The organism is uncultured Nostoc sp. (genome assembly GCF_937863485.1).
GTDB lineage: Bacteria > Cyanobacteriota > Cyanobacteriia > Cyanobacteriales > Nostocaceae > Nostoc.
The window spans coordinates 27217-49768 of the sequence record NZ_CALMFY010000014.1 but is presented as its reverse complement, the minus strand read 5'-3'; the positions used below and the strand labels follow the sequence as shown (position 1 = coordinate 49768).

The window sequence follows — 22552 nt, the reverse complement described above, 5'->3', positions numbered from 1 at the left end:
CGAATTTTGGATAATGGAATAATGGAATTGTTCCGCCCACACAATGTCAGGGCATGAACCGAAATAATTTTTAATTCTTGAATCTAAAATCTAAAATCTAAAATTGGCACAGTCAACAAGAGGATAGGGAAACAAAAAGACAGGGGGACGACTTGGGCTGCGATACCGATAGCGTACCCCTACGGGGATCTTGCTACGCGTAGCGTCTCTAAGAGTTGTCGAGATGCTCACCAGCCGCTCAGTGATCACCGGGGGCATCACATTCACAAAAATCTTTACAAAAAATGAATCGACTATAGGGATGTACAACTGCACATTTCTGGTCAACTTACTCTCTGCTGCTTTGCATCCAAGTGAGAACAGTAATAACCGTAAAAACACTTTATATTATTGAAGATTTGATGAACTTTAGGTGGAAGACTGACAATTTTGAGACTAAGTTTGTTATTTTGCTAGTTAAATTCCTAAGGAAGCAGGTAAAAATATCACAAATCTATAACCTAAGTAAGTTCAACAACACTTTTTGATTGAACCTTGTTCTTTTTTTCGTTTTGTATTTTTGTCCTCAAGCTGGGTAATCTAAAAGTAAGTGCAATAGCTACTGAAAATATTTGTAAGTAACTGGGAAACTATGAGAATTTTGGTGACGGGCGGTGCTGGGTTTATAGGTTCCCATCTCATCGACCGACTAATGACTGATGGGCATGAATTAATATGCTTGGATAATTTTTACACTGGTCACAAACGCAACATTCTTAAATGGTTAGGTCATCCGTACTTTGAACTGATCCGCCATGATATTACCGAACCAATTCGGTTAGAAGTGGATCAAATTTATCATTTAGCTTGTCCTGCTTCTCCAGTACATTACCAGTACAACCCAGTTAAAACTGTTAAAACTAACGTGATGGGAACACTGAATATGTTGGGGCTGGCTAAACGTGTGAAAGCTAGATTTTTCTTGGCTTCAACTAGTGAAGTATACGGAGATCCAGAAGTTCATCCCCAACCCGAAGAGTACAGGGGTAGCGTCAATCCCATTGGGATACGTTCATGCTACGACGAAGGCAAAAGAATTGCTGAGACTTTAGCATTTGATTACTACAGGCAAAATAAAGTTGATATTCGAGTTGCTCGGATTTTCAATACCTACGGACCGAGAATGTTAGAAAACGATGGTCGGGTGGTGAGCAACTTTATAGTTCAAGCCTTGCGAGGTAATCCTTTAACCGTGTACGGTGATGGTTCGCAAACTCGTAGTTTCTGCTACGTTTCCGATTTAGTGGAAGGATTCATCCGCCTGATGAATGGCGAGTACATTGGCCCAGTAAATTTGGGCAATCCTGGTGAATACACGATTTTACAATTAGCACAAGCAGTGCAAAATATGATCAACCCGGACGCACAGATTAAGTTCGAGACGCTACCTTCGGACGATCCCCGGCGTCGCCAGCCTGATATCACAAAGGCAAAAACTTGGTTAAATTGGGAACCTACAATTCCTCTGCAAGACGGGTTAAAACTAACAATAGAAGATTTTCGCGATCGCATTCAAAGCGATGTCAGTAATTCAACTATTTAAAGCGCCTAGCGTCGCTCTGAATTTTCATACAGGTTCGCTCTCGATAACTAATATCCTTAGTGGCTGATCCTGGCAGTGTATAAGTGTCTGAGAACTTCTTTTTAAAGACTAATCCCAAAAAAGTGAGGAGTTAAAAAATGCGTGTTTGCGTGATTGGTACTGGTTACGTTGGTTTAGTTACTGGTGCTTGCTTGGCTCATATTGGACATGATGTAATTTGCGTAGACAACAACGAAGAAAAAGTTAAGTTAATGAAGTCTGGACAGTCCCCAATTTTTGAGCCGGGACTCTCAGAAATTATGCAGTCCGCCATTCAAACAGAGAAGATTCATTTTACTAGTGATCTCGCTGCTGGAGTTACCCACGGAGAAATTCTGTTTATTGCTGTGGGAACACCACCTTTACCCACTGGTGAAAGTGATACTCGTTATGTTGAAGCTGTAGCCCGTGGGATTGGGGAAAATCTCAACGGTGGTTATAAAGTCATAGTAAATAAATCTACAGTCCCCATTGGCTCAGGTGACTGGGTGCGGATGCTTGTTCTAGATGGTACCGCTGAACGGCAGAAAACACTAATAACCGCAGGTGGGGTGTCGAGTGATGAGAAATTACCTGAGGTTGCAGCCCAGTTTGATGTGATCAGCAATCCAGAGTTTTTGCGCGAAGGTTCGGCAGTTCACGACACCTTCAACCCCGATCGCATTGTACTAGGAGGCAATAGTCAAAGGGCAGTAGCCTTGATGCAACAACTGTATGCCCCAATTGTGGAACGCAAGTATGCTGAGGATCAATCTTTACCCCCTGTGCCAATTTTGGCAACAGACCTGAGTTCGGCGGAGATGATCAAATACGCCGCTAATGCCTTTTTAGCCACTAAGATTAGTTTTATTAACGAAGTTGCTAATATTTGCGATCGCGTCGGTGCTGATGTTACCCAAGTAGCTAAAGGTATTGGTCTAGACTCCCGCATTGGTAACAAGTTTTTACAAGCTGGTATTGGTTGGGGCGGTTCTTGCTTTCCCAAAGATGTCTCCGCCCTGATTCACACTGCTGATGACTATGGTTATGAAGCCCAGCTACTGAAATCCGCTGTCAGTGTCAACGAACGTCAGCGGTTGATTGCTCTGGAGAAACTCCAACATGTTCTGAAAATTCTCAAAGGCAAAACAGTCGGACTACTCGGACTGACCTTCAAGCCAGATACCGACGACTTGCGCGACGCCCCAGCACTCAACCTGATTGAGCAGCTAAACCGACTAGGAGCCAAAGTCAAAGCCTATGACCCCATTGTTTCCCAAACAGGTCTACGTCATGGGCTTTCCGGTGTACTAGTAGAAACCGATGCCGAAAGACTAGCTGACGGCTGCGATGCTTTAGTACTCGTCACCGAATGGCAGCAGTTCAGCACTCTGGATTATGTGAAGATGGCAAAATTGATGGCTCACCCCGTTATCATCGATGGTCGTAACTTCCTCGACCCTGAAGTAATGATCCGGGCTGGATTCCAATATGTAGGCGTGGGAAGATAGATAGTTAGGAGTTATGAGTGATCAATGATGGATAAGAATTACTTACAACCTATAATCCATAACTGCTGACTCTAACTCTCTTAAAAACCCAAGAATTTATTTACAATACCGCCTAGATCATTTTAGGCGGTATTTAATTTTGTTTTAGAGCTTCGCCCAAAGAAGGCAGGGAGAGGTTCGTCGAACTGACGTTAAAAAAACTTTACTTACCTTGTTTACCTAAAAGTTTCATATCAAGCGCTATTTGGAATACGCTCAATTTCAGCATATCCACTGAAAATAAGTTTTTGACCTTCAGTTTCTAATCGGTTGAGCCGCATTTTCACTCCATCGAGGTCAAAGCGATCCAAATCAACCATATTATCCAAAATTTCTACCAGTGCCACGCTCAAGGTTTGCGAGATTTCCCGCTGGGCTTCTGGCACTTGGTCAAGTTCAATTTTCGGATCTTTGAAAGAAACTCGCCGCCGCCTTTCAATGCCTATAGTTAGAATCATGCTCAGGGGTACAAGTTCACCATTGTTTAAATCTGCTTTTGCTACGAGCTGTAAGCGATTTTCAGGTAATAGCTGTACCTGAACTTCCGTAAAGGAGACTGGTTCACCACCAGATAATGCCGTCAGGGATGGTACGGATAGATTAAGCAGGCGCTTTTTCACCAGTTCCGCATTAAAGGCTTGGTTGATGCCTGCTTCTGATAGAATTACTTGAGCGATCGCTTGAGTGGGTTGCTTGAGACTGAGTTTGCCACTTAAAACCGAGCTGAAGTCAATGGCAACCGCATCGGTTTCAAAAGACATCTCCTCTACCGCAAAATCTCTCCGAATCACCAAGCCACTACCGCTCATTTTGAAGCTATCAATGCTGCCTTGCAACAGTTTGCTGGAGGGATAGCAGCGCACAAAAACTTCTACTGACTCGCTTTGGGTAAACAGGTGGCGAATCGTTTGGCTGGCGACTGTGTTGAGCATCCGCTCTCCCCAATCTGTGCCTTTAGGATTTTGTAAACCAGTAAGTCCGCCGAACATGTGGTTTTAGGTCTCTAGAAGTTCTTTGTACTTTTGTAACAAACTGTGAAGAATACAGCAAGCGATCCCGTGATTAATTGTCCTGATGGATAGGTATGAGATCGCTGATGGTTATAAATTCAATGTATCAGATATTACTAACCATAAAGGTAGTGAAGCACATAAACGCGTGTCAAACACGTTTTGTTGAGGAATTTAAACGGGAAATGCAGCAGAAGTATAACATTTCTAGTGAGGAAAACTGAGTCAGATGTTGACATTGATATAAAATTTTTGCGAGGAAAGTTATCAATAACTGATTGGTGGGAATACTTGAACTAGGACATCAGACAGCTTCTTACCACTGCTAACGATGACACAGTTAAATCCAGTCTAGCTGATTACGTAAGAGCGGTTTGTGTTGAAGCTTTGATACCTACAGTTTTCCCATAAAATACTAAAACCATGAAAGCTACTCAAACCAAGTTTCTCAACTTCTTAGAAGGCAATAAACAATTAATCATCCCTATCTATCAGCGTCCTTATAGTTGGACAATTACCCAATGCCAGCAGCTATGGAATGATATTTTGCGTGCTGCTAAGGACAATGAAATTTCAGGGCATTTCATTGGTTCATTAGTTTACATGGTAGATACTGTGTATCTAACAGCAGTAATACCTAAATTGTTAGTTATTGATGGTCAGCAACGTTTAACCACCCTTTCATTACTACTTTCTGTTTTAAGTAAAGCTATTAGAGCAAGTAATGAAGAAATTGATATTAGTTCTGAAGCCCTAGAGGATTTTTATCTTTTTAATAGACATGCAAAGGGTAGTGAACGATACAAGTTCCTTTTAAATAAGAAAGATAGAGAAACTCTAATTCGATTGCTAGAAGATACAGAAATACCTAACGATAAATCTCAGCAACTTGTTGATAACTACCGATATTTTGAGAGTCAAATTCCTAAACTAGACATTGACCTCAATAGCCTGTACCGAGGTATATGCAAGTTAATGATTGTAGAAATTTCTTTGGAGCGCGATCGCGATGATCCACAATTAATATTTGAAAGTCTAAATTCCACAGGACTTGAGCTTTCGGAAGCAGATAAGATTCGGAACTATGTACTGATGGGACTTCAACCGGAGGAGCAGAACGAAATTTACAACCTCTATTGGCATCCAATGGAGAAAAACTTTGATAAAACCGGATATTCTCAGCTATTTGACCGCTTTATTCGGGACTATTTGACTATCAAATCTAGATCAGGAACTATTCCTAATATTAGAGAAGTCTATAGTAGCTTTAAGATTTATGTACAAGGTAAAAAAGATACTTTAATCAAAGAGATATTAGCGGATGTTTACCTTTACTCTAAATATTTTGTCAAGTTAGCTTTTGCTGAAGAAACTGACCAAGAAATTAAGCAGTTAATTACAGATATTAATACTCTTAAGGTAGATGTTGCCTATCCATTTTTAATAGAAGTTTATGATGATTACAATCAAAATAAGATAGCACGACAAGAATTTATCAGCATTCTTAGGCTTGTGGAAAGCTATGTATTTCGGCGGACTATCTGTGGCATTCCTACTAACTATATGAACAAGAATTTTGCCACTTTAAGTCGAGAAATTGACCGAGAAAACTACTTAGAAAGTTTACAGATTGCTTTGACTGGTAAAAAGAGTTATAAAAGATTTCCAGATGATGAAGAGTTTCGTCGAGAGTTCGTAGTTAAGGATATTTACAACTTTCGTGGTCGCAACTATCTACTTCGTAAACTAGAAAATTATGAGCGGAAAGAGTTAGTCAATGTTGAAGAATATAGTATTGAGCATATCATGCCACAAAATTCAAATCTTTCTTTAGAATGGCAGACAGATTTGGGAGAACAATGGAAAGAAATTCGAGCCAAGTATCTACACACTATTGGTAATCTAACTCTAACTGGATATAACCCTGAGTTGAGTGATCGCCCGTTTATAGAGAAGCGGGATAAAAAGAATGGTGGATTCGCAGATAGTCCTCTACGTCTGAATCGAGGGTTGCAACATTTGAAACAGTGGAACGAAACAGAAATCAATAAAAGAGCAGAATTATTAGCAGATATGGCTGTTAGAGTTTGGTCTTCTCCAAGTATGTGAAATGAGGCGATCGCAACCTCTACGCAAAAGCGCGTAGACGCGGAGCGGCTTGTCGTCAGACATCGCCTCTTTCATAATCATGAAGCTATCTGGTAAATAGCTGATCGATATCTCGTTTCAGGAATTGTCGTAAATACGTCTAAAAATAAGTTATTGATAAAACTTACTTGCGCGTGGTTGCCCATCTTTGTTATAAATCTAGCTTAAAATTAAGTGATATTCACCCCTAAGTTAGAAAATCTGCCCAATGCTGCTACTTTGGATAAAGCAATGCAACAAGGGCAGATGGTTACGTTTCAAGTCTAGAGTCTTACTCTAAGAAATTTGACTGGGGAGTAATGACACCTTTACGACCAACTGCGGGTATTTCCACTAGCTGATCTGTAGCCGTAGGAGTTCCATTAGTATTGCCACTGGCAGTCACTGAACTTTGATTGCCGGGATGTCCATTGGGGATGAACAATTGCGGATGGTCAAAGGGTGCTTGTTCAAGGAGGACTCGCTGATCGGTAAGTCCGGTTCTTAAGAACGCGACCAAATCAGCTTTTTTAGCATCGGTTAAGTTCAACGGTGCTGCACCAGGTCCACGGTCGTCACCTCGACCACGATTGTAAAAGTCTACTACTTGCTCCAGAGTTGCCTTCCCACCATTATGCATATATGGAGCTGTCAAGCCGATGTTACGGAGGGCAGGTGCTTTGAAAAGTGATGTGGTAGTGTTTCCGGCTCCTGGGTCATCTAAGGCAGGTCTGACACCGTAGTTAGGGAAGAAGCCGTTAGTTGGATTATTAATCAGCGGATCAGTTGAATCAGTTGAAGCTACTCCTGCGGTTCTTCTCACCGAAGCTCTGGTGAATTCTGGAATCGTATGGCAGATGTTACAATTACCGCCACCATTAGCCGGATTATTGACAAACACAGTCAGACCGCTTTTTTCCTGATCGGTGAGAGCATTGGTATTTCCCGCTTGGAATTTATCAAAAGGTGTCTGGTCAGACACAAGAGTAGAGATATACTTTTGCATTGCTAACCCAGAGAATAAGGAGAAATTCCAATCCCTAAGCGAAAACTGATTTGTAGGTAAAGTCAGTCCTTCCTCACTCTCATTACCATCATCATTTTTGCCGAGGACAGTTGGTACTCCATTACTGTCAACTTGAATGATTGACTTTGACTTCCACCATTGCTTCTTAAAGGCTTGCCGAATAAGCTTATCATAGGATGAGATATCCAGACCGGGCTTACGGTTTCGACTGTTAGATCCTAAAACACTGTCTTGCCGATCTACAAGTTGTTTACCTAAGGGTCTGAGGCTTTTGAGCTTCTGACCTTTTTTCCGCAGAAATTTAGCACCGACTTCAGGTAAGGTACGACCACCAGCAGATGTCTCAAATGGACTCAATAGTGGCCCGGTTACTAGGGAAGCTAGAGAGGAATTGTTGAGCGAAACGGAAACAGGAGTTAGTTGCCTTGATGTTGTAGCTATGTAAACTTTAGCATTAAAGTCTGCTGCTCCTTTTATATTCACCCCATTGAAGGTTTCCTTGGCGCGACCATCCCAAAACTGGAGTTTGTTGAAGATTGTATTAATTACCGTTGGAGTATTACGCGGCTCAACTCGACGCACATTAATTCCATTGACTTGAAAGCCGTCTGGATCTGGCACAGATGTAGTCGAATCCTCTGCTTGACCCGGAACAGTTTTATTAATAACACTGTTAAACACACCTTGGGATGAGGCGACATCGTTAGTGTCAGAAATAACTGTACTGGTTCGATCATTAGGATCTGCCAGTTTGTGAAATGGAAAATCTGCCGCCGTGAGTTGATAGTTTGCACCACCACCTACCTGGAAAGTTGTATCTTTCAGTGATGCCAAAAAACCAGGATTGATTTGATTCTTTGATCTATTATCAGCTCCGGCATGAAAGTGACAAGTAGCACAGGACTGAATACCGTCACTACCAAGCTGCATATCCCAGAATAGGGATTTTCCTAGCTTGAGTAGGGCTGTTTGGTCTTGAACAAAGTCTCCGAGATTGCTTGGTTGAGCCACTGCTGTCAGGAGTGGTGGGTTCGCCGGGTTAGGGTCTCCAGTTGTAGCCGCTGGTAAACTGGTTATATTATTTAGGGGAGCCGGGTTTGGTGTTACTGCCGATACAATACCTCCACCAGCGATCGCCAGAGAAACTATGACGAAAATTGCCAGAGGGCGTGAATATCTAGATCCTATTCTGGTTTTATACCTTAAATAAATCCAAAAAAGCATCGAAATTAGCACTAGTAACATTGCTAATGCACCATTTGAGGGTATCATTAAGACCTCGATATACGTGTGCGAATTATGATGTTGAGGCCATTCTTGACAGATTAAAATAAAATTAATTTTGTCAATAGTATTTACGCTGTAAATTAACTCCAAATGGGGGTATTAAATTCAATTTGACACAGAATTTTGAAGACAAAAATGAGTGATGCTTTTTCAGATGACGCATAGGCAGAGCCAGCCGTAGGCACTGCTAGTCCAAAACTTGTGTTTTCTACCCTCATTTTTGCGAAATTTTTAAGCACTATTACTCATTGACAAATTGATTATGATCTTAATCTTTCAAGAAGGGGTTGAGACTGACTCACAAAAACTCAGCCTTCCTTTAATTAGTACAAAATTACTAATGGAGGATTGTAACTATGTACAAAATACTAAGCAGTACTGATCTGATTTTCTAGGCATTTCGAGAACAAAGAAGTTTTTCCTACTAAACCAGATTTTGTTGTTTAAACGCAATACCTGTGAATGAAACTGTACGAACAATAAACTAATCAGGAAAAGATTATAAAAAATATAATATTGTAGTTATTAACAAGCTATTAACAAGATATTGATAAGTTATTAACAAGATATTAACAAGTTAATAATTTGTAAGCCACATTATGCAGGTTAGTTTTAAAATCTTGATATTTTATATTAACCAACTATTGTCTTAGGTTTCAGGCATTGAACTAGCTCGCCGCAGGCATTACAAAGAAAACAAGTACCAAAAGCTTTTTGACACTATTGTCAATAAATTTAGCATGTTGAAACTAAAAACTTTGCTCACTCTGAATAGATAATAAAAAGCGTGAATTGATTGCCAGGAATGATTTTTAGCCGTTTTTTAAAAATTTAGGTTTTGACAAAATAACGTGCAGAGGGCAAATTGTTGAGTACATTTACTCGTGCAGAATGTGGGTTGTAGTCTCAAATTAATGGCATTAATAAAAGCTGAAATACTTGTTCACCTCAAGCAAAAAATTATCTCTGGTTTAGAATATGAAACTACTGGTAATCATAGCTAGGTAGATTATATAATTACCCTGCTGCTTCGCTCTTTTGATGAGTTTAGTCTCTGGATTTAGACAAAATTTAGTTTTATGGAATAAAACTAAAGGCGATCGCAACTTCAAAAAAAAATGCGTAGACGCGTACTCCTACGGATCTCTGAAATCTATAGAAATCGCGCATTAATTCGCATCGTTAGGTACGCTTGTCATCCAAATCGGATGACAAACTTAACATACTTCCTATCTCGTCAACAACTTCCGGCGCAAATTATCCAATGCTGCATTTGCACTGACATGACGAATTAAATTTCGACCTCGCACTGTACCAAACTGATACTCAAAACTTGCCACTTCATCCTTTGGCCCAGCCAAACCAACGTAAACTAAACCCACTGGCTTGGTATCTGTCCCTCCAGTTGGACCGGCAATACCAGTAATACTCAATCCCCAGGTTGTTGCAAGGCGCGTTTTGACTCCAATTGCCATTTGCTCTGCAACGGTAGCACTTACCGCCCCAAATTTATCTAAATCTTCTGGGTTAACCCCCAGCAGCCCAACCTTCACCGAATTGTCATAAGAAATTACTCCACCCCAAAAGTAATCCGAACTCCCAGAAATCTCAGTCAATATTTGCCCCAGTCCGCCACCAGTGCAAGATTCTGCTACTGAAAGCGTTTCTTTTGATGCAAGCAACAACTGACCGACCACGGAAGCAAGAGTATCATTATTAACGCCGTAAAAATCTAGTCCGGCGATTTCTTTAATTTGTTTCTCAATGGGCGCAATTAAGGCTTCTGCTGCTGCTTCTGAATTTGCTTTAGCAGAAACTCGCAATCTTACTTCCCCCTTACCTGCATAAGGGGCTACTGTAGGATTTGGCAACTTCAAATAGGAAGCAACCTTTTCCGCCAAAGCGGATTCACCAATACCCCAAAACTTTAAACTCCGGCTATAAATAATTTCTTTACCCCAACCTTGACTTTTGAGAAATGGGACGGCTGTTTCTTCCCACATCGGATGCATTTCACTGGGAACACCAGGAAAGGTAAAAATCGTGATTTCAGGACGGGGTTGCCAGATGATACCGGGTGCTGTTCCAGTGGGGTTGGGTAGAATTTCTGCACCTTGGGGAATCAAAGCCTGCTTGCGGTTACTTGGTGACATAACCCGACCACGTTGGCCGAATTTCTGGATTATGTCTTCGATGATGTCAGAGCGTTCTACCAAGGGGACTTTAAAAAAATCGGCAATCGTTTCGCAGGTGAGGTCGTCTGGTGTCGGGCCGAGTCCACCAGTAAAAATGAGAATTTGCGCTCTGGAAATAGCAATTTCTATAACTTGCTTCAACCGTTCTGGATTATCCCCAACCACTGTTTGATAGTAGTGGGGGATACCTAGTTGCGCTAATTGTTGCGCCAAAAATTGAGCATTGCCGTTGAGGATATCTCCTAGCAGCAGTTCAGTACCAACACAAATAATTTCTGCACTCATTGGAAGGAATAGTTAGAAGTTAAGAGTAGAGACGCGATTAATCGCGTCTCTACAGGAGTTTAGAGTAGAGACGCGATTAATCGCGTATTGTAGAGGAGTTTGGAGTAGAGACGCGATTAATCGCGTTTGTAGAGGAGTTTGGAGTTATAGCAATTCTATGTGAGGTTGTGCTTTGTTTCGGTAGTAGGGGCAATTCATGAATTGCCCCTACACTGTGTTGTTTTGCGTAAGTCCTATAGGCACATCTTCATACAGAATTGGTATTAGGAGTTAGGAGTTCAAAACTTAAAACTTATCACTCCTAACTCTTAACTCCTAACTCCTAACTATCATCTCAGGCTAAGGCTGGTACAGGAATTTCCAGGTGAGAATATAAGGGGAAGCGATCGCACAATGCTGCTACCCGTTGCCGACAATCTTGGGTAACTACCTCGGAATCTGGAGAAAGCAGGCGATCGCTAATAATATTTCCAATCTCGGTAAATTCTGCTACTCCCAAGCCCCGCGTGGTCATTGCTGGCGAACCTAATCTTAGACCACTGGTAACAAATGGCGATTGCGGATCAAAGGGAACAGTATTTTTGTTAGCAGTAATATTCACGGTACTGACTAGCTGATCCGCCTGCTTACCCGTCATCCCGATAGAACGTAAATCCACGAGAATTAAATGGTTATCAGTACCATTTGACACTAGTTTTAAACCCCGGTTTTGCAGTTGTTCTGCCAAAGCACGAGCATTTTCAATCACTTGGGCAGAATAGGTTTTAAATTCAGGCTTCAGGGCTTCTCCAAAAGCTACTGCCTTACCAGCAATGACGTGTTCCAATGGCCCGCCCTGGCTACCAGGAAAAACAGATTTATCTAGCTTTTTACCTAGTTCTGCGTCACTAGTCAAGATTAAGCCACCTCTAGGGCCGCGTAGAGTCTTATGTGTAGTTGTTGTTACTACGTGACAATGAGGAATGGGATCAGGATGAAGACCACTAGCAACCAAACCAGCGATATGGGCAATATCCGCCAGCAAGTAAGCGCCGATTTCATCAGCAATGCTGCGGAACTTTTCAAAATCAATTACACGGGGATAAGCCGAATAACCACAAATCAGCAGCTTAGGACGCTCCCTCAGCGCCAGCTCCCGAATTTGGTCGTAGTCAAGTTGTTCTGTTTGTTGGCTGACACCGTAGTGGCTAACTTGGAACCACTTACCTGAGACATTTACAGGTGAACCGTGGGTGAGATGTCCCCCATGAGACAAATCCATCCCCATAATTTTGTCGCCTGGTTCCAGCAGGGACAGGAACACTGCAAAATTGGCTTGGGCGCCAGAATGAGGTTGTACATTCGCGTGAGCAGCACCAAATATCTGTTTAGCCCGATTGATCGCCAGTTGCTCGATTTTGTCGATAAACTCACAACCGCCATAGTAGCGTTTACCAGGTAATCCCTCGGCATATTTATTTGTCAGTACCGAACCTTGAGCCGCCAGTACAGCAGCGGAGGTAAAGTTTTCACTAGCAATCAACTCCAAGTGGTCTCGCTGACGCTGTAGTTCGTCGTTGATTAACTCCGCGATCGCTGGATCAGAGGAGGTAAGAAAGTCTGAATTAGTCCTAGTCACTTCAATTATCCTTGTGGAAATTTGTACAACGGCTGATTTTGGTTGAACGCAGCACCTAACAGCTTTACAAAGGCGATTAATCGTCTCCGTATTCTGGAGGTTTATTTGTGCCAACTTATTTATTATTAGACGCAAGCTCGATTAATGCATTAATTATCATAACGTTGCTTTTTGAAACTGGGCTAAATAAAGCTTTTTGCGATCGCTCCTCTGTCGGACAAAAAGCTGAAGCTTCTACAATTGACTGTGCGTTATACAACGCTTGCGGTACATAACTGCGAAGTTATCCGCTGAAAACTTTAAGCACTCAGTATGTTTTCCAAATGAAAAATTGTTTGAAACTGTGGGACAAAAAGCTGAAGCTTCGGCAATTGACTGTGCGTTATACAACAGTTGCAGAACATGACTGCGAAGTTATCCGCTGGAAAACTTAAGCAGTCAGTATTGTTGACAAATGAAAATTTTTTTGAAACTTACCTGTGGTAGCCGACAAACAGTATTAGCTATTTGAGTTGATCAACAAGCCGAGTTACCAAATGCTCTTGAAGAAATAGGGCTTGGCGGCACCGATGCTAAATTGAAAAACTGACCATTAAATATTTGACAAACTCTTGGATTTCTTCATTGGGAAAGGTATTAATTTCCAACACCATTTCGACTATGTAGAGTGCACTAAGCAAAAAAGTTATTTGTCCCAGACAATATCTGATTAATCAGATAGTATTTACAGGTGTGAAGATTGGATCTTTTCAATTCTCTTTTGACCTGTTTTGCTTGCCAAGTAAAAAAACTACATAGAAACGCTTTTTAATGAATGGGATATAAAGCCTGATATCCACAGCAGAACGCTTACTAACCCGCTTCATAAATACCTTTTGTAATTCTGTCAATTGAGCATCGGTAAAGGTAGCTGCTACTTGAGGAGGAATGCAGGCGAAAAACTGTTGTAGAAAAGTGCCACTTTTGGACGAATATTTAGTTAAATGCTTTTTAGGCATATTATTTTTATTGTCGAGGTGAATAGGCTTTAAAACATCGAACTGTGTTTATCATCCCAACACTTGTCATTACGCCAAGTTCTGTTAGTATATTCGCATTCAGATTTATCAAAAATCCAAGGAATAGATGTAGGGTAAGGCGAAGTTGAGATAGAAGTAAGTGAAATAACTGAAGACCATAAAAAACAGAAAATAGTGAAGCCACAACTCAAAAGAATGGTTACAAATACTGTTAATAATATGAAATTACCTGTATTTAAAAGAGGATATCTACCTTTTTTATATTGCAAACCCTGTTGCGAAAGACATTCCGAACCTGCTAATAAAACTAGATAAAATCGAAGTCTTGGAATCGGGAATGAAACTCTTATATCTACAGAATGACGAGTCCAAACATGAGAGCCAAAACCCCTTTGTATAGCTTTTATTTGCTCATCAGTAAAAGAGGCTGCTATTTTAGGATTAATCTTAGAAAAAAGTCCTTCAAAAATAGGATCAATATGTTCTAGACTGTTCATAATTGTGGTTGACTAGATGCCGCCGTTATCAGAATAACCCAATTTTCTAGCTCAGTCTTTGATATTTACATTAAAAAATTATCAATTGATAATAACTTTATATAAATGATTGATTTACGGTTTAATTACTTAATTTACTCAAGAAATTTTTAATTCTTCACTAGAGTTTAATATAAAAAAAGTTTTGATAAATTTTAGGCGATCGCAATTAGTAATATATAGCAATAAGTAAGTTGGTGCTAATATTTAAAGCTATATTAATAAATTTAAATCGTTGGTGCGCTGCTCGACAACGCACCAACGATTCAAGGTGCGTTAGCCTACGGCGTAACACACCCTACTTCAACTTTATATTTCTTCATATACAGGACTTACGCAAAATCATGAAAAAACGAACCGCATTCGCGCAGCGTCTCGTAGAGAAGGACGCAAAGGACACATAGACGCGCCAGCGGCTTCCCGCAGGGTAGGAATAAGGTTTCAGAGAGTTATTGCGTAAGTCCTAATATACATTGAATTTTTCTCGCCGACTCACTTAGATTCCTAACAAAAACCCCGATAAACAAGAAGTCAGAATTAAAAATACTCTCCGATGAAGTGATATTTTAGGATGAAGAATATTTAATACTGGTTTCACCCATGAGCAAGTGGCTCCATAAAGGGTGTTAGCGTGGCGGGACGAAGTACAGTTTTAAACCAATACTCATTACCCACTCCTACAGAATTCTTTCTGAATTCTGACCCCGACTTGTGATCTCTTCTTATAAAAGCAAAAGGTCTAATCTCAACCAACATGTAAAGGTGCAAAGCATATCTTTGCACCTTTAAGGACTGACAAAAAATAAATTCTCCAAAATTATTTGTACATTTGTAGGGGCGCAAGCCTTGCGCCCCTACGTTCGCGGAGCGTCCCGCAGGGATGCAATGTTTTTTTAACTGGAAGTCCCTTATGGGAAATCACGATCCAATCTTGGGTACAGTATCTCCAGGCCCGGCGGTGACAATTACCAGATTTTCTGGCTTAATTAAATCCTCAATTGCCTGTTGCATCTGAGCCATAGTGACTGCTTGAATCTTTTGGGGAAACTCTCGGATTTCTGCTCGTGAAAGTCCCAAGACAGCATTACTCAAAATGATGTTTGATACATCACTGGGATTAGCTAAATCCACGGGGTAACTATTAGTAATTGAGCGTTTTGCCGCATTGAATTCATCCTCAGTTATTCCTTGTTCGCGCAACTGTTTGAGTAAAGCCAGAGTACTGGCGATCGCTTTTTGGGTATCTCCAGGAGCAGTCTGCATCTGAATCAAGAACGGGCCAGGATTGATTCCGGCGGCAAAACCACTATAGATACCGTAGGTTAGACCTTGGCGATCGCGTACTTCCGTACCCAAGCGACTTGCTAAAGTATCACCACCCAAAATTTGATTTAGCACCAGTGCCGCATAATAACGTGGGTCTTTCCGAGCAATGCCGTTGTAGCCGATGTAAGTAACAGCCTCTGTCTTACCGGGAATTAGTTTATTTAGACGTGTTGAAGTTTGCGGTATTGACACGGACGCTATTTTAAGAACAGGTTGCTTACCTGTGGCTTGCCATTTGCCAAATGCCTCATTCAGCAAAGCTTTTACCTTAACTGGATCAAAGTCTCCTACTAAAGCGATCGTTGTTGTATCTGGTCGGTAGTGTGTCTGGTAGAAGCCAAGCAAATCATCACGAGTAACGCTCTTTAAGCTCTCGGCCGTGGGAAAGCTATGGAATGGATGATTTTCTGGGTAAATTGCTTGCTGAAATACTTGTCGTCCTAGTCCTCTGGGGTCATCTAGCTGGACTTTGAGACTTATCAACGCCCGCTGGCGACTCAGTTCTAACTGGTCGGCTGGGAAAGTGGCGTTTTCTAACACATCTGCCAGAGTTTGAATCAATATCGGCAGGTTCGCTGAAAGTCCCTCACCACTGACGCTAACTCCCTCGCGGCTAGCACCGAAGTTCAAATCAGCTCCCCGGTCTTCTAAGGTTTTTGCTAAGGTAAGAGCGTTTTTAGTCTGCGTCCCATTCATTAAGTTAGTCGCAGTCAGATTCGCTAATCCAGCTTTTTGATTGCCGTCAAATTCGCTACCGGCGTCAATTTGTCCACTCAGGTTAATCGTGGGGAGGTTGCGATCGCTCAAGAGCAGAACCCGCAAACCATTATTCAAGGTAAACTCTTCTGGTAGTGATTGTTTGCCCGAATCTGTAGCTGATGTGGCAGGTGGGAGATATTTGGCCAGTTCTGCTGGGTCTACAGGCTTACCGGGGCTGAAATTTTCCACTGTCCGACCAGAACCAGCGCTAGAAGTCCCTGGTTTACCATCTGGTTGAGTTGGCTCAAAGAAGCCGATGGTTTGTTTAGCCGGATTTAGGTAAGTTTTTGCTGCTTGCTGCACCTCGGCTGGGGTGACTTTAGCGATCGCAGCGAGATACTTTTCAATATAACGATAATCGCCGGCCACAGTTTGGTTATATCCCAGTTGGCTAGCTTGACTAGTGATGTCTTGGTTACCCAAAATATACGAGGCTTGCAGTTGCGTCTTCGCTCGGTTCAATTCTTCTGTGGTGACTAGCTGCTGTTGCAATTTTGCTAAAGATTCCTGGAGCACCTGGGCAATTTTCCCTAACTCTTGACCGGCAGCCGCTGTAGCATTAATTTCATACCAACCTGGTTCGATGAGTTCGGCTGCTCCGCCATTCACCGAACTAGCGAGTCCAGATTCCACCAACGCTTGGTAAAGTCTAGAGCTACGTCCGCCTGTGAGAATGGCATCCATCACATCAATTGCCGGCACATCAGGATGGTTGATATCTGGTAACGGGTACACCGCTTGCAATAGTGCCGCACTTCCAGGCTGCTTGAGGACAATCGGCGCTTTTTTAGCAACAGAGGTAGAAGCACTCACCTGGGCAGAATTTTTAGCCATAGCCGTCTTGGCTCGTTTTGGCAACTTCCCATAAGTTTCTTTAACAACTTTCAGTACAGGTTCTGTGGCAAAATCCCCTGTAATCACCAACGTGGCATTTTCTGGGCTGTAGTAGGTTTGGTAATAATTCCGCACCTGCTCCACCGTGAATTTTTCTACATCTGCTTTTGTGCCTCCCACAGGTAAGCCATAGGCTCTGCTTGGGAAAGCATCTTGCATCACTGCCCGACTCAGACGATAGCCTGGTGAATTTTCGTACCCCTGTAACTCGGAGATCACCACCCGCTTTTCACTCACGAGTTGTTCAGTCCCAACTAAGGAGTTTTCCATGCGATCGGCTTCAAGTGTCAACAATGCTTCGAGTTTGTCTCGCTGCACTGTGCCAAAGTAAGCTGTTTCGTCATAACTAGTAAAGGCATTGAACTGGCTACCCAAGGCACTAAACAACCTTCCAAACTGCACTGGACGGTCAGTTGTACCCTTGAACATCAAATGTTCTAGCTGGTGAGAAATGCCATTCTCTCCTTTAACCTCGTTGCGTGAACCAACTTTATACCAGACTTGTACGCTGACTACTGGAGCGGTATGGACTTCTTTGGTTAGCACCGTTAAGCCGTTGTCCAATACCGTTTTTTTCACCCCTTGGGTGAATGAGACAGCAGATACAGGTGCGGCTGCTGTTGGTGTTGCAGCATTGGTGAAATTGCCCGAAAGCGGCACAATACTTAAGAGCAGGCTGAGGAAAAACCCTACAAGCATATATGAGCGTAACTTCATAAGCAATGGGAAATGCAAAATTTCTAATTATAAAACAAAACCTTAATGCCGCTTTGTGCAAGTCAAAAGACTCACATTCTCGGCTTTTTTACCATTTTCAATGGTAGCTTTATTTCCGCCATGCCGTAATATTCGGTTTTCAAGCTTACCTATTTGCAAGACACCTACGAGCAATAGCCCACAACAAGGGTATAAAAATCCCTTCCCCTATTTTTTGCCACTTATTCCCTATTTTCAAGATAGATGTAACTTTACGCACTGTTACAAATTCTTGCAGGTATATTAACAAGGATTGCAATGTGTTCGATTTGACAAGTTTTTCGGAATATCCACCTTTATAAGTGGTTTAATTCTTATTGTCATCCCATCAGGGTAGATATCTTGATCAAACTAGCAATAAATTTTTGAGATATGCAAACAAGAAACTTAATTGCATCATTCACTTTAGGTATAACCTTAGCAGGAATACCTGTATTACAATCTCATGCCTTAGAAGAAAACACACCGGACGTGTATAGTTTCACAGGGTATAATTTAAAAGGTGAGAAAGTCAGTATTAATTACTCAACAACAAGCTTTATTGGTAAGCCCTCTTTCCAATATAAAGACCAGAAACAGACATTAAACTTTGAAGGAGAAAAGCAGATCCGGACTGTAGAAACGGAAATTGGTACACTAGTGACTGTGACTATTAAACAGACGCTAAATGGTGAGTACACCACATTTAGCTTGCTCATACCCCGTGTAAAAATTGGATTGGGCGAGGAAGTAAAAATTGTAACTAACGGAATCACAACATTGAATCGTTTTTCTACGATTCCTCAATCCAACCAGCAGCAGAAACAATTTTATACAATAATCAATCTGAAGGGTACAGCCCGATTTGTCGTGTTTTAAGCACAAAAGGGATATAGAAATTAGACTTCTTGCTCAGATGGAGGAAAACAGTAAGGGTGCAGGTAAATAATTGTTTATCTCCACCCTTATTGCTTAATCTGATTCCCTTTTAATTTGGCATCTGGGTGATAATATCTTTTGATCAAAAGCTTAGAAGTAGCTCAATGGCTTATTAGAACAGATTTTCTTTCCTTGTGATTTTTATGAGCGATCGCCTTTATAGACCAAATACGGTTCAGTTAAGGGTTTAATTACCGTTTAATTTGCTTAGGAAAGCTAGGAACTAATAAAGATTGCTCTAATTCCCCTTGCTCATTATAAAATTTCATTTGACCTTGTTCATTACATAACCATACTTCCACAGCTTGAGCTTCTAAATATAAATTTCTTTTAAATTCCATTTCTTCCAAAGTGTTACCACTGGATTTAACTTCTACACAAATTTCTGGTGCAATAGATGCTGATACTTCGTCTTCAATTTCAGAAAATCGTTCCTCTGAACACCAGACAACATCAGCAACTTTCACACCATCTGATGTGTTAATAGCACATTCGGGCATTACTTCTCCTGTATTCAATAAAGATTCTAATAAACGTTGGATTCTTCCTTGATAAAAAGAATGTTTAATTTTGACTGGACTCATTACGATTTGACCCCATTTATTTAATTCAATTTTGAAGGGTAAATCTTGTAATTGTTTGTGTTCACAAACTTCTTCCCATCTCATAGTTAATATTTGGCTAGAGTTATTGATTTAATTTTAACTCATCTATCAATATCGAGTCTTTTCCTCTCATTGCTGACATTTACCGTTGATTTATAGCAAAAACACTCACGCAAAAACGCAAACTTTATTTGAGCGGCTTGGCGTATTTGCGTGAGATAATCAGTTACATTATTCTAAACTTCAACATTCAAAGCACGCACCAAAAAAGCCCATTTATCTGCGGCTTCTTCGATAATTTTAGCCGTGGGTTTACCCGCACCATGTCCTGCTTTAGTCTCAATTCTAATTAACGTTGGCGCATCACCTACGTGAGCTTCTTGTAAAGCTGCGGCAAATTTGAAACTATGAGCAGGGACAACGCGATCGTCATGATCGGCTGTGGTAATTAAGGTTGCTGGATAAGCTGTATCTGGTTTGAGATTCTGCAATGGCGAATAAGCATACAGTGCTGGAAACTCTTCTGGATTATCTGCTGAACCATATTCGGAAGTCCAAGCCCAACCGATGGTAAATTTGTGGAACCGCAACATATCCATCACCCCGACTGCTGGTAAGGCTGCACCAAACAAATCAGGACGTTGTGCCATGCAAGCACCCACTAATAAGCCGCCGTTACTACCACCTGCGATCGCTAGCTTATCAGTCTTAGTATACTTATTAGCAATCAGCCACTCAGCTGCGCCAATAAAGTCATCAAAGACATTCTGCTTTTTATCCTTTATTCCTGCTTGATGCCATTCTTCGCCGTATTCTCCACCGCCACGGATATTGGGCATAGCATAGACACCACCCATCTCCATCCATACCAAAAGACTCACAGAGAAACTAGGTGTCATTGACGCATTAAAACCGCCATAAGCATAGAGATAAGTCGGGTTATTTCCATCTAATTTAATGCCCTTTTTATGGGTAATAAACATTGGCACTCTAGTACCATCTTTGCTATCATAAAAGACTTGTTTTGTCTCGTAATCATTAGGATTAAAATCTACCTCTGGCTGGCGAAAAATGGTACTTTTACCAGTTATCATATCGTAGCGATAGATAGTTCCTGGTGTGGTGAAACTGGTGTAAATATAAAAAGTTTCGGTATCATTACGCTTCCCTCCAAAACCTCCGGCTGAACCAAGTCCAGGTAGTTCTACCTCGCGAATAAACGCGCCTTTGAGGTCAAAAATTTTAATTTGGCTGTGAGCATCTTTGAGGTAATCTGCAACAAATTGGTTATTAAGTATGCCTACACTTTCTAACGTTTCTGCTGATTGGGGGATGATTTCTTGCCAATTTTCTGGCGCAGGATTTTTGGTGTCAATCGCAATAACTCTTCCCCGTGGTGCATTTAAATCCGTGCGGAAATAAAACAGGCTATCATCATTGTCAATAAAGCTGTAATCTGCCTCAAACTGGTTAATTAGTTCTACAACTTCAGCATTAGGGTTAGTCAAATCTTTGTAGAAAAATAAATTCTTGGAGTCAGTTCCCAGCCAAATTGAAATTATTAGATAGGTTCCATCTTCAGTAACACCGCCACTAAAACCCCATTCCTTTTGGTCAGGACGATGATAAATTAGTACATCTTCTGATTGGGGTTTACCTAGTTGATGATAGTAGAGCTTTTGATAATAGTTGACATCTTCTAATTGAGTTTTTTCATTCGGCTGATCATAGCGACTGTAAAAGAAACCTTGATTATCATGTGTCCAGGATGCACCAGAAAATTTAATCCACTTCAGGTGGTCTTGCAGGTCTTCACCAGTTTCGACATCGCGGACTTTCCACTCTTGCCAATCAGAACCAGAGGCGGATAGACCGTATGCTAAAAGTTTACCATCTTCGCTAATAGACAATCCTGAAAGAGCAACAGTGCCATCTTCTGAAAGTTTATTGGGATCGAGTAAAACTTTGGGTTGGTCTTCGAGGGTTTTCAGAGTGTAGAAGACACTTTGGTTTTGCAGTCCGTCATTTTTGAAATAAAAGTAGCGTTCGGTGGAACCGTCTTGCAGAGATTCACCTTCTTTAAAAGGGATACCATATTTTTCATAATCCCAAAGTTTGGTGAGGCGCTGTTTAATTTTTTCCCTGGTAGGAATTTCACTCAAGTAGCCAAAAGTAACTTGATTTTGTGCCTCAATCCAAGTCCTTGTTTCTTCAGAGTCAGGATCTTCTAACCAACGGTAAGGATCTGCGACTAAAGTCCCGTGGTAGCTATCGACTTGATTGCTCTTGTAGCTGGATGGGTAGGTGAGGGGTTTTTCAAAGGAGGGCATAATCTCAGGTCAAAAGTGCTTCTTTACATACTACAAAGATAGACCCAAGACGTGGAGCATACACAGACTAAACCTGCGGGAAAATTCTAATTGGAAAGAGTACCTGTTGGGGTATTACTAAGTAATCAAGCAGTCCCGTTAGGATTTTAATCAGCAAGCAAGATAAACTAATCCGCTTGGGTTAGGAGGATCAAGCCTTAATCCAAGCGGATTGAAGTATAAACAAGCGATGTCTCCGACGGGCTACGCCTACGCTCATTTAATTTGCATCAGTTTTAAGCCAAACCCCTTATCTGGTATATTTCTATAGCGTTTCTCAGTTGAGTCCAATAGAGACCTAACAAGAGCAGCTGGTTCCCTTCTAGCGTGGGGAGTAAGATTCAATATCTCTCCGAGTCAGAGGCTAACAGCAAGATTTAGAAGACTACTTGCCACCAACCGAAGGCTGGGCCGATAAAACGGATAGTTGCCCATCCTACAACCATAAGGATAATGCCTATCCAGGCACCACGAGTTGTCCAACTGACAAATAGTTCGGATTGAGCTTTTGTGATGGGAACCCAAGGCAAGATCCGAGTTTCTTGACCGTATGTTTCCCCTTGTCTGGTTTTACGACGCTTTGCTTCACCCATAATCAGCAACTCAAATTTTACTTAGGTTCTAAACTTATCTTGCCAGGAATCATGGCTATAGAGAGGCAATGAATTGCA

The 22552-nt window shown here is 41.4% G+C and carries 15 protein-coding genes; 5 read left to right on the top strand and 10 right to left on the bottom strand.

All coding sequences use genetic code 11. The annotated features are described in order from the left end of the window. Nucleotides 1-631 precede the first annotated feature (631 nt). Complete coding sequence (locus Q0541_RS01810) at nt 632-1582, top strand: UDP-glucuronic acid decarboxylase family protein (RefSeq protein ID WP_298904703.1); 951 nt, start codon at nt 632-634, stop codon at nt 1580-1582. 137 nt (nt 1583-1719) lie between these two features. Next, nucleotides 1720-3111: a UDP-glucose/GDP-mannose dehydrogenase family protein gene (locus Q0541_RS01805; protein ID WP_298904700.1), complete on the top strand. Its 1392-nt coding sequence runs from the start codon at nt 1720-1722 to the stop codon at nt 3109-3111. Between the two features lie 233 nt (nt 3112-3344). Here Q0541_RS01805 and Q0541_RS01800 read toward each other — a convergent pair whose 3' ends face one another. Continuing rightward, a complete protein-coding gene (locus Q0541_RS01800) occupies nt 3345-4139 on the bottom strand; it encodes a DUF2993 domain-containing protein (RefSeq protein WP_298904698.1) in 795 nt (264 codons plus the stop codon). Nucleotides 4140-4583: 444 nt separating this feature from the next. Here Q0541_RS01800 and Q0541_RS01795 point away from each other — a divergent pair, with 444 nt between their 5' ends. Beyond that, on the top strand, nt 4584-6269 hold the full coding sequence (locus Q0541_RS01795; protein ID WP_298904695.1) for a DUF262 domain-containing protein: 1686 nt from the start codon (nt 4584-4586) through the stop codon (nt 6267-6269). A gap of 310 nt (nt 6270-6579) precedes the next feature. Here the strand turns inward: Q0541_RS01795 and Q0541_RS01790 are convergent, their stop codons facing one another. The 3 genes from Q0541_RS01790 to glyA all read right to left on the bottom strand — a co-directional run bounded on the left by Q0541_RS01790 (nt 6580) and on the right by glyA (nt 12699). Further along, complete coding sequence (locus Q0541_RS01790; RefSeq protein ID WP_298904692.1) at nt 6580-8586, bottom strand: cytochrome c peroxidase; 2007 nt, start codon at nt 8584-8586, stop codon at nt 6580-6582. 1244 nt (nt 8587-9830) lie between these two features. Next, entirely contained in the window at nt 9831-11081 is a 1251-nt protein-coding gene (locus Q0541_RS01785) for a competence/damage-inducible protein A (protein ID WP_298904689.1), read from the bottom strand. Between the two features lie 334 nt (nt 11082-11415). After that, nucleotides 11416-12699 (bottom strand): serine hydroxymethyltransferase, encoded by a 1284-nt coding sequence (gene glyA, locus Q0541_RS01780; RefSeq protein WP_298904686.1) that lies wholly within the window; start codon nt 12697-12699, stop codon nt 11416-11418. A gap of 107 nt (nt 12700-12806) precedes the next feature. On the opposite strand from glyA, the gene Q0541_RS01775 reads away from it, so the two are divergent. After that, a complete protein-coding gene (locus Q0541_RS01775) occupies nt 12807-12974 on the top strand; it encodes a hypothetical protein (RefSeq protein ID WP_298904684.1) in 168 nt (55 codons plus the stop codon). Between the two features lie 474 nt (nt 12975-13448). Here the strand turns inward: Q0541_RS01775 and Q0541_RS01770 are convergent, their stop codons facing one another. The 3 genes from Q0541_RS01770 to Q0541_RS01760 form a co-directional block, all read right to left on the bottom strand. Next, nucleotides 13449-13697, bottom strand: coding sequence for a hypothetical protein (locus Q0541_RS01770; protein ID WP_298904682.1), 249 nt, complete (start codon nt 13695-13697; stop codon nt 13449-13451). A 29-nt stretch (nt 13698-13726) separates the two neighbouring features. Then, nucleotides 13727-14215 (bottom strand): hypothetical protein, encoded by a 489-nt coding sequence (locus tag Q0541_RS01765; RefSeq protein WP_298904680.1) that lies wholly within the window; start codon nt 14213-14215, stop codon nt 13727-13729. A gap of 957 nt (nt 14216-15172) precedes the next feature. Continuing rightward, nucleotides 15173-17950, bottom strand: a complete 2778-nt coding sequence (locus tag Q0541_RS01760) for a pitrilysin family protein (RefSeq protein WP_298904678.1) — start codon at nt 17948-17950, stop codon at nt 15173-15175. Nucleotides 17951-18361: 411 nt separating this feature from the next. Between Q0541_RS01760 and Q0541_RS01755 the strand changes: the two genes are divergently transcribed. Beyond that, a complete protein-coding gene (locus tag Q0541_RS01755; RefSeq protein WP_298904676.1) occupies nt 18362-18847 on the top strand; it encodes a hypothetical protein in 486 nt (161 codons plus the stop codon). A 251-nt stretch (nt 18848-19098) separates the two neighbouring features. On the opposite strand, the gene Q0541_RS01750 is transcribed toward Q0541_RS01755, so the two are convergent. The 3 genes from Q0541_RS01750 to Q0541_RS01740 all read right to left on the bottom strand — a co-directional run bounded on the left by Q0541_RS01750 (nt 19099) and on the right by Q0541_RS01740 (nt 22474). Then, nucleotides 19099-19575: a Uma2 family endonuclease gene (locus Q0541_RS01750; protein ID WP_298904674.1), complete on the bottom strand. Its 477-nt coding sequence runs from the start codon at nt 19573-19575 to the stop codon at nt 19099-19101. A 173-nt stretch (nt 19576-19748) separates the two neighbouring features. Then, a complete protein-coding gene (locus Q0541_RS01745; protein ID WP_298904671.1) occupies nt 19749-21842 on the bottom strand; it encodes a prolyl oligopeptidase family serine peptidase in 2094 nt (697 codons plus the stop codon). A gap of 416 nt (nt 21843-22258) precedes the next feature. Then, nucleotides 22259-22474 (bottom strand): DUF2839 domain-containing protein, encoded by a 216-nt coding sequence (locus Q0541_RS01740; protein WP_298904668.1) that lies wholly within the window; start codon nt 22472-22474, stop codon nt 22259-22261. Between the last annotated feature and the right edge of the window lie 78 nt (nt 22475-22552).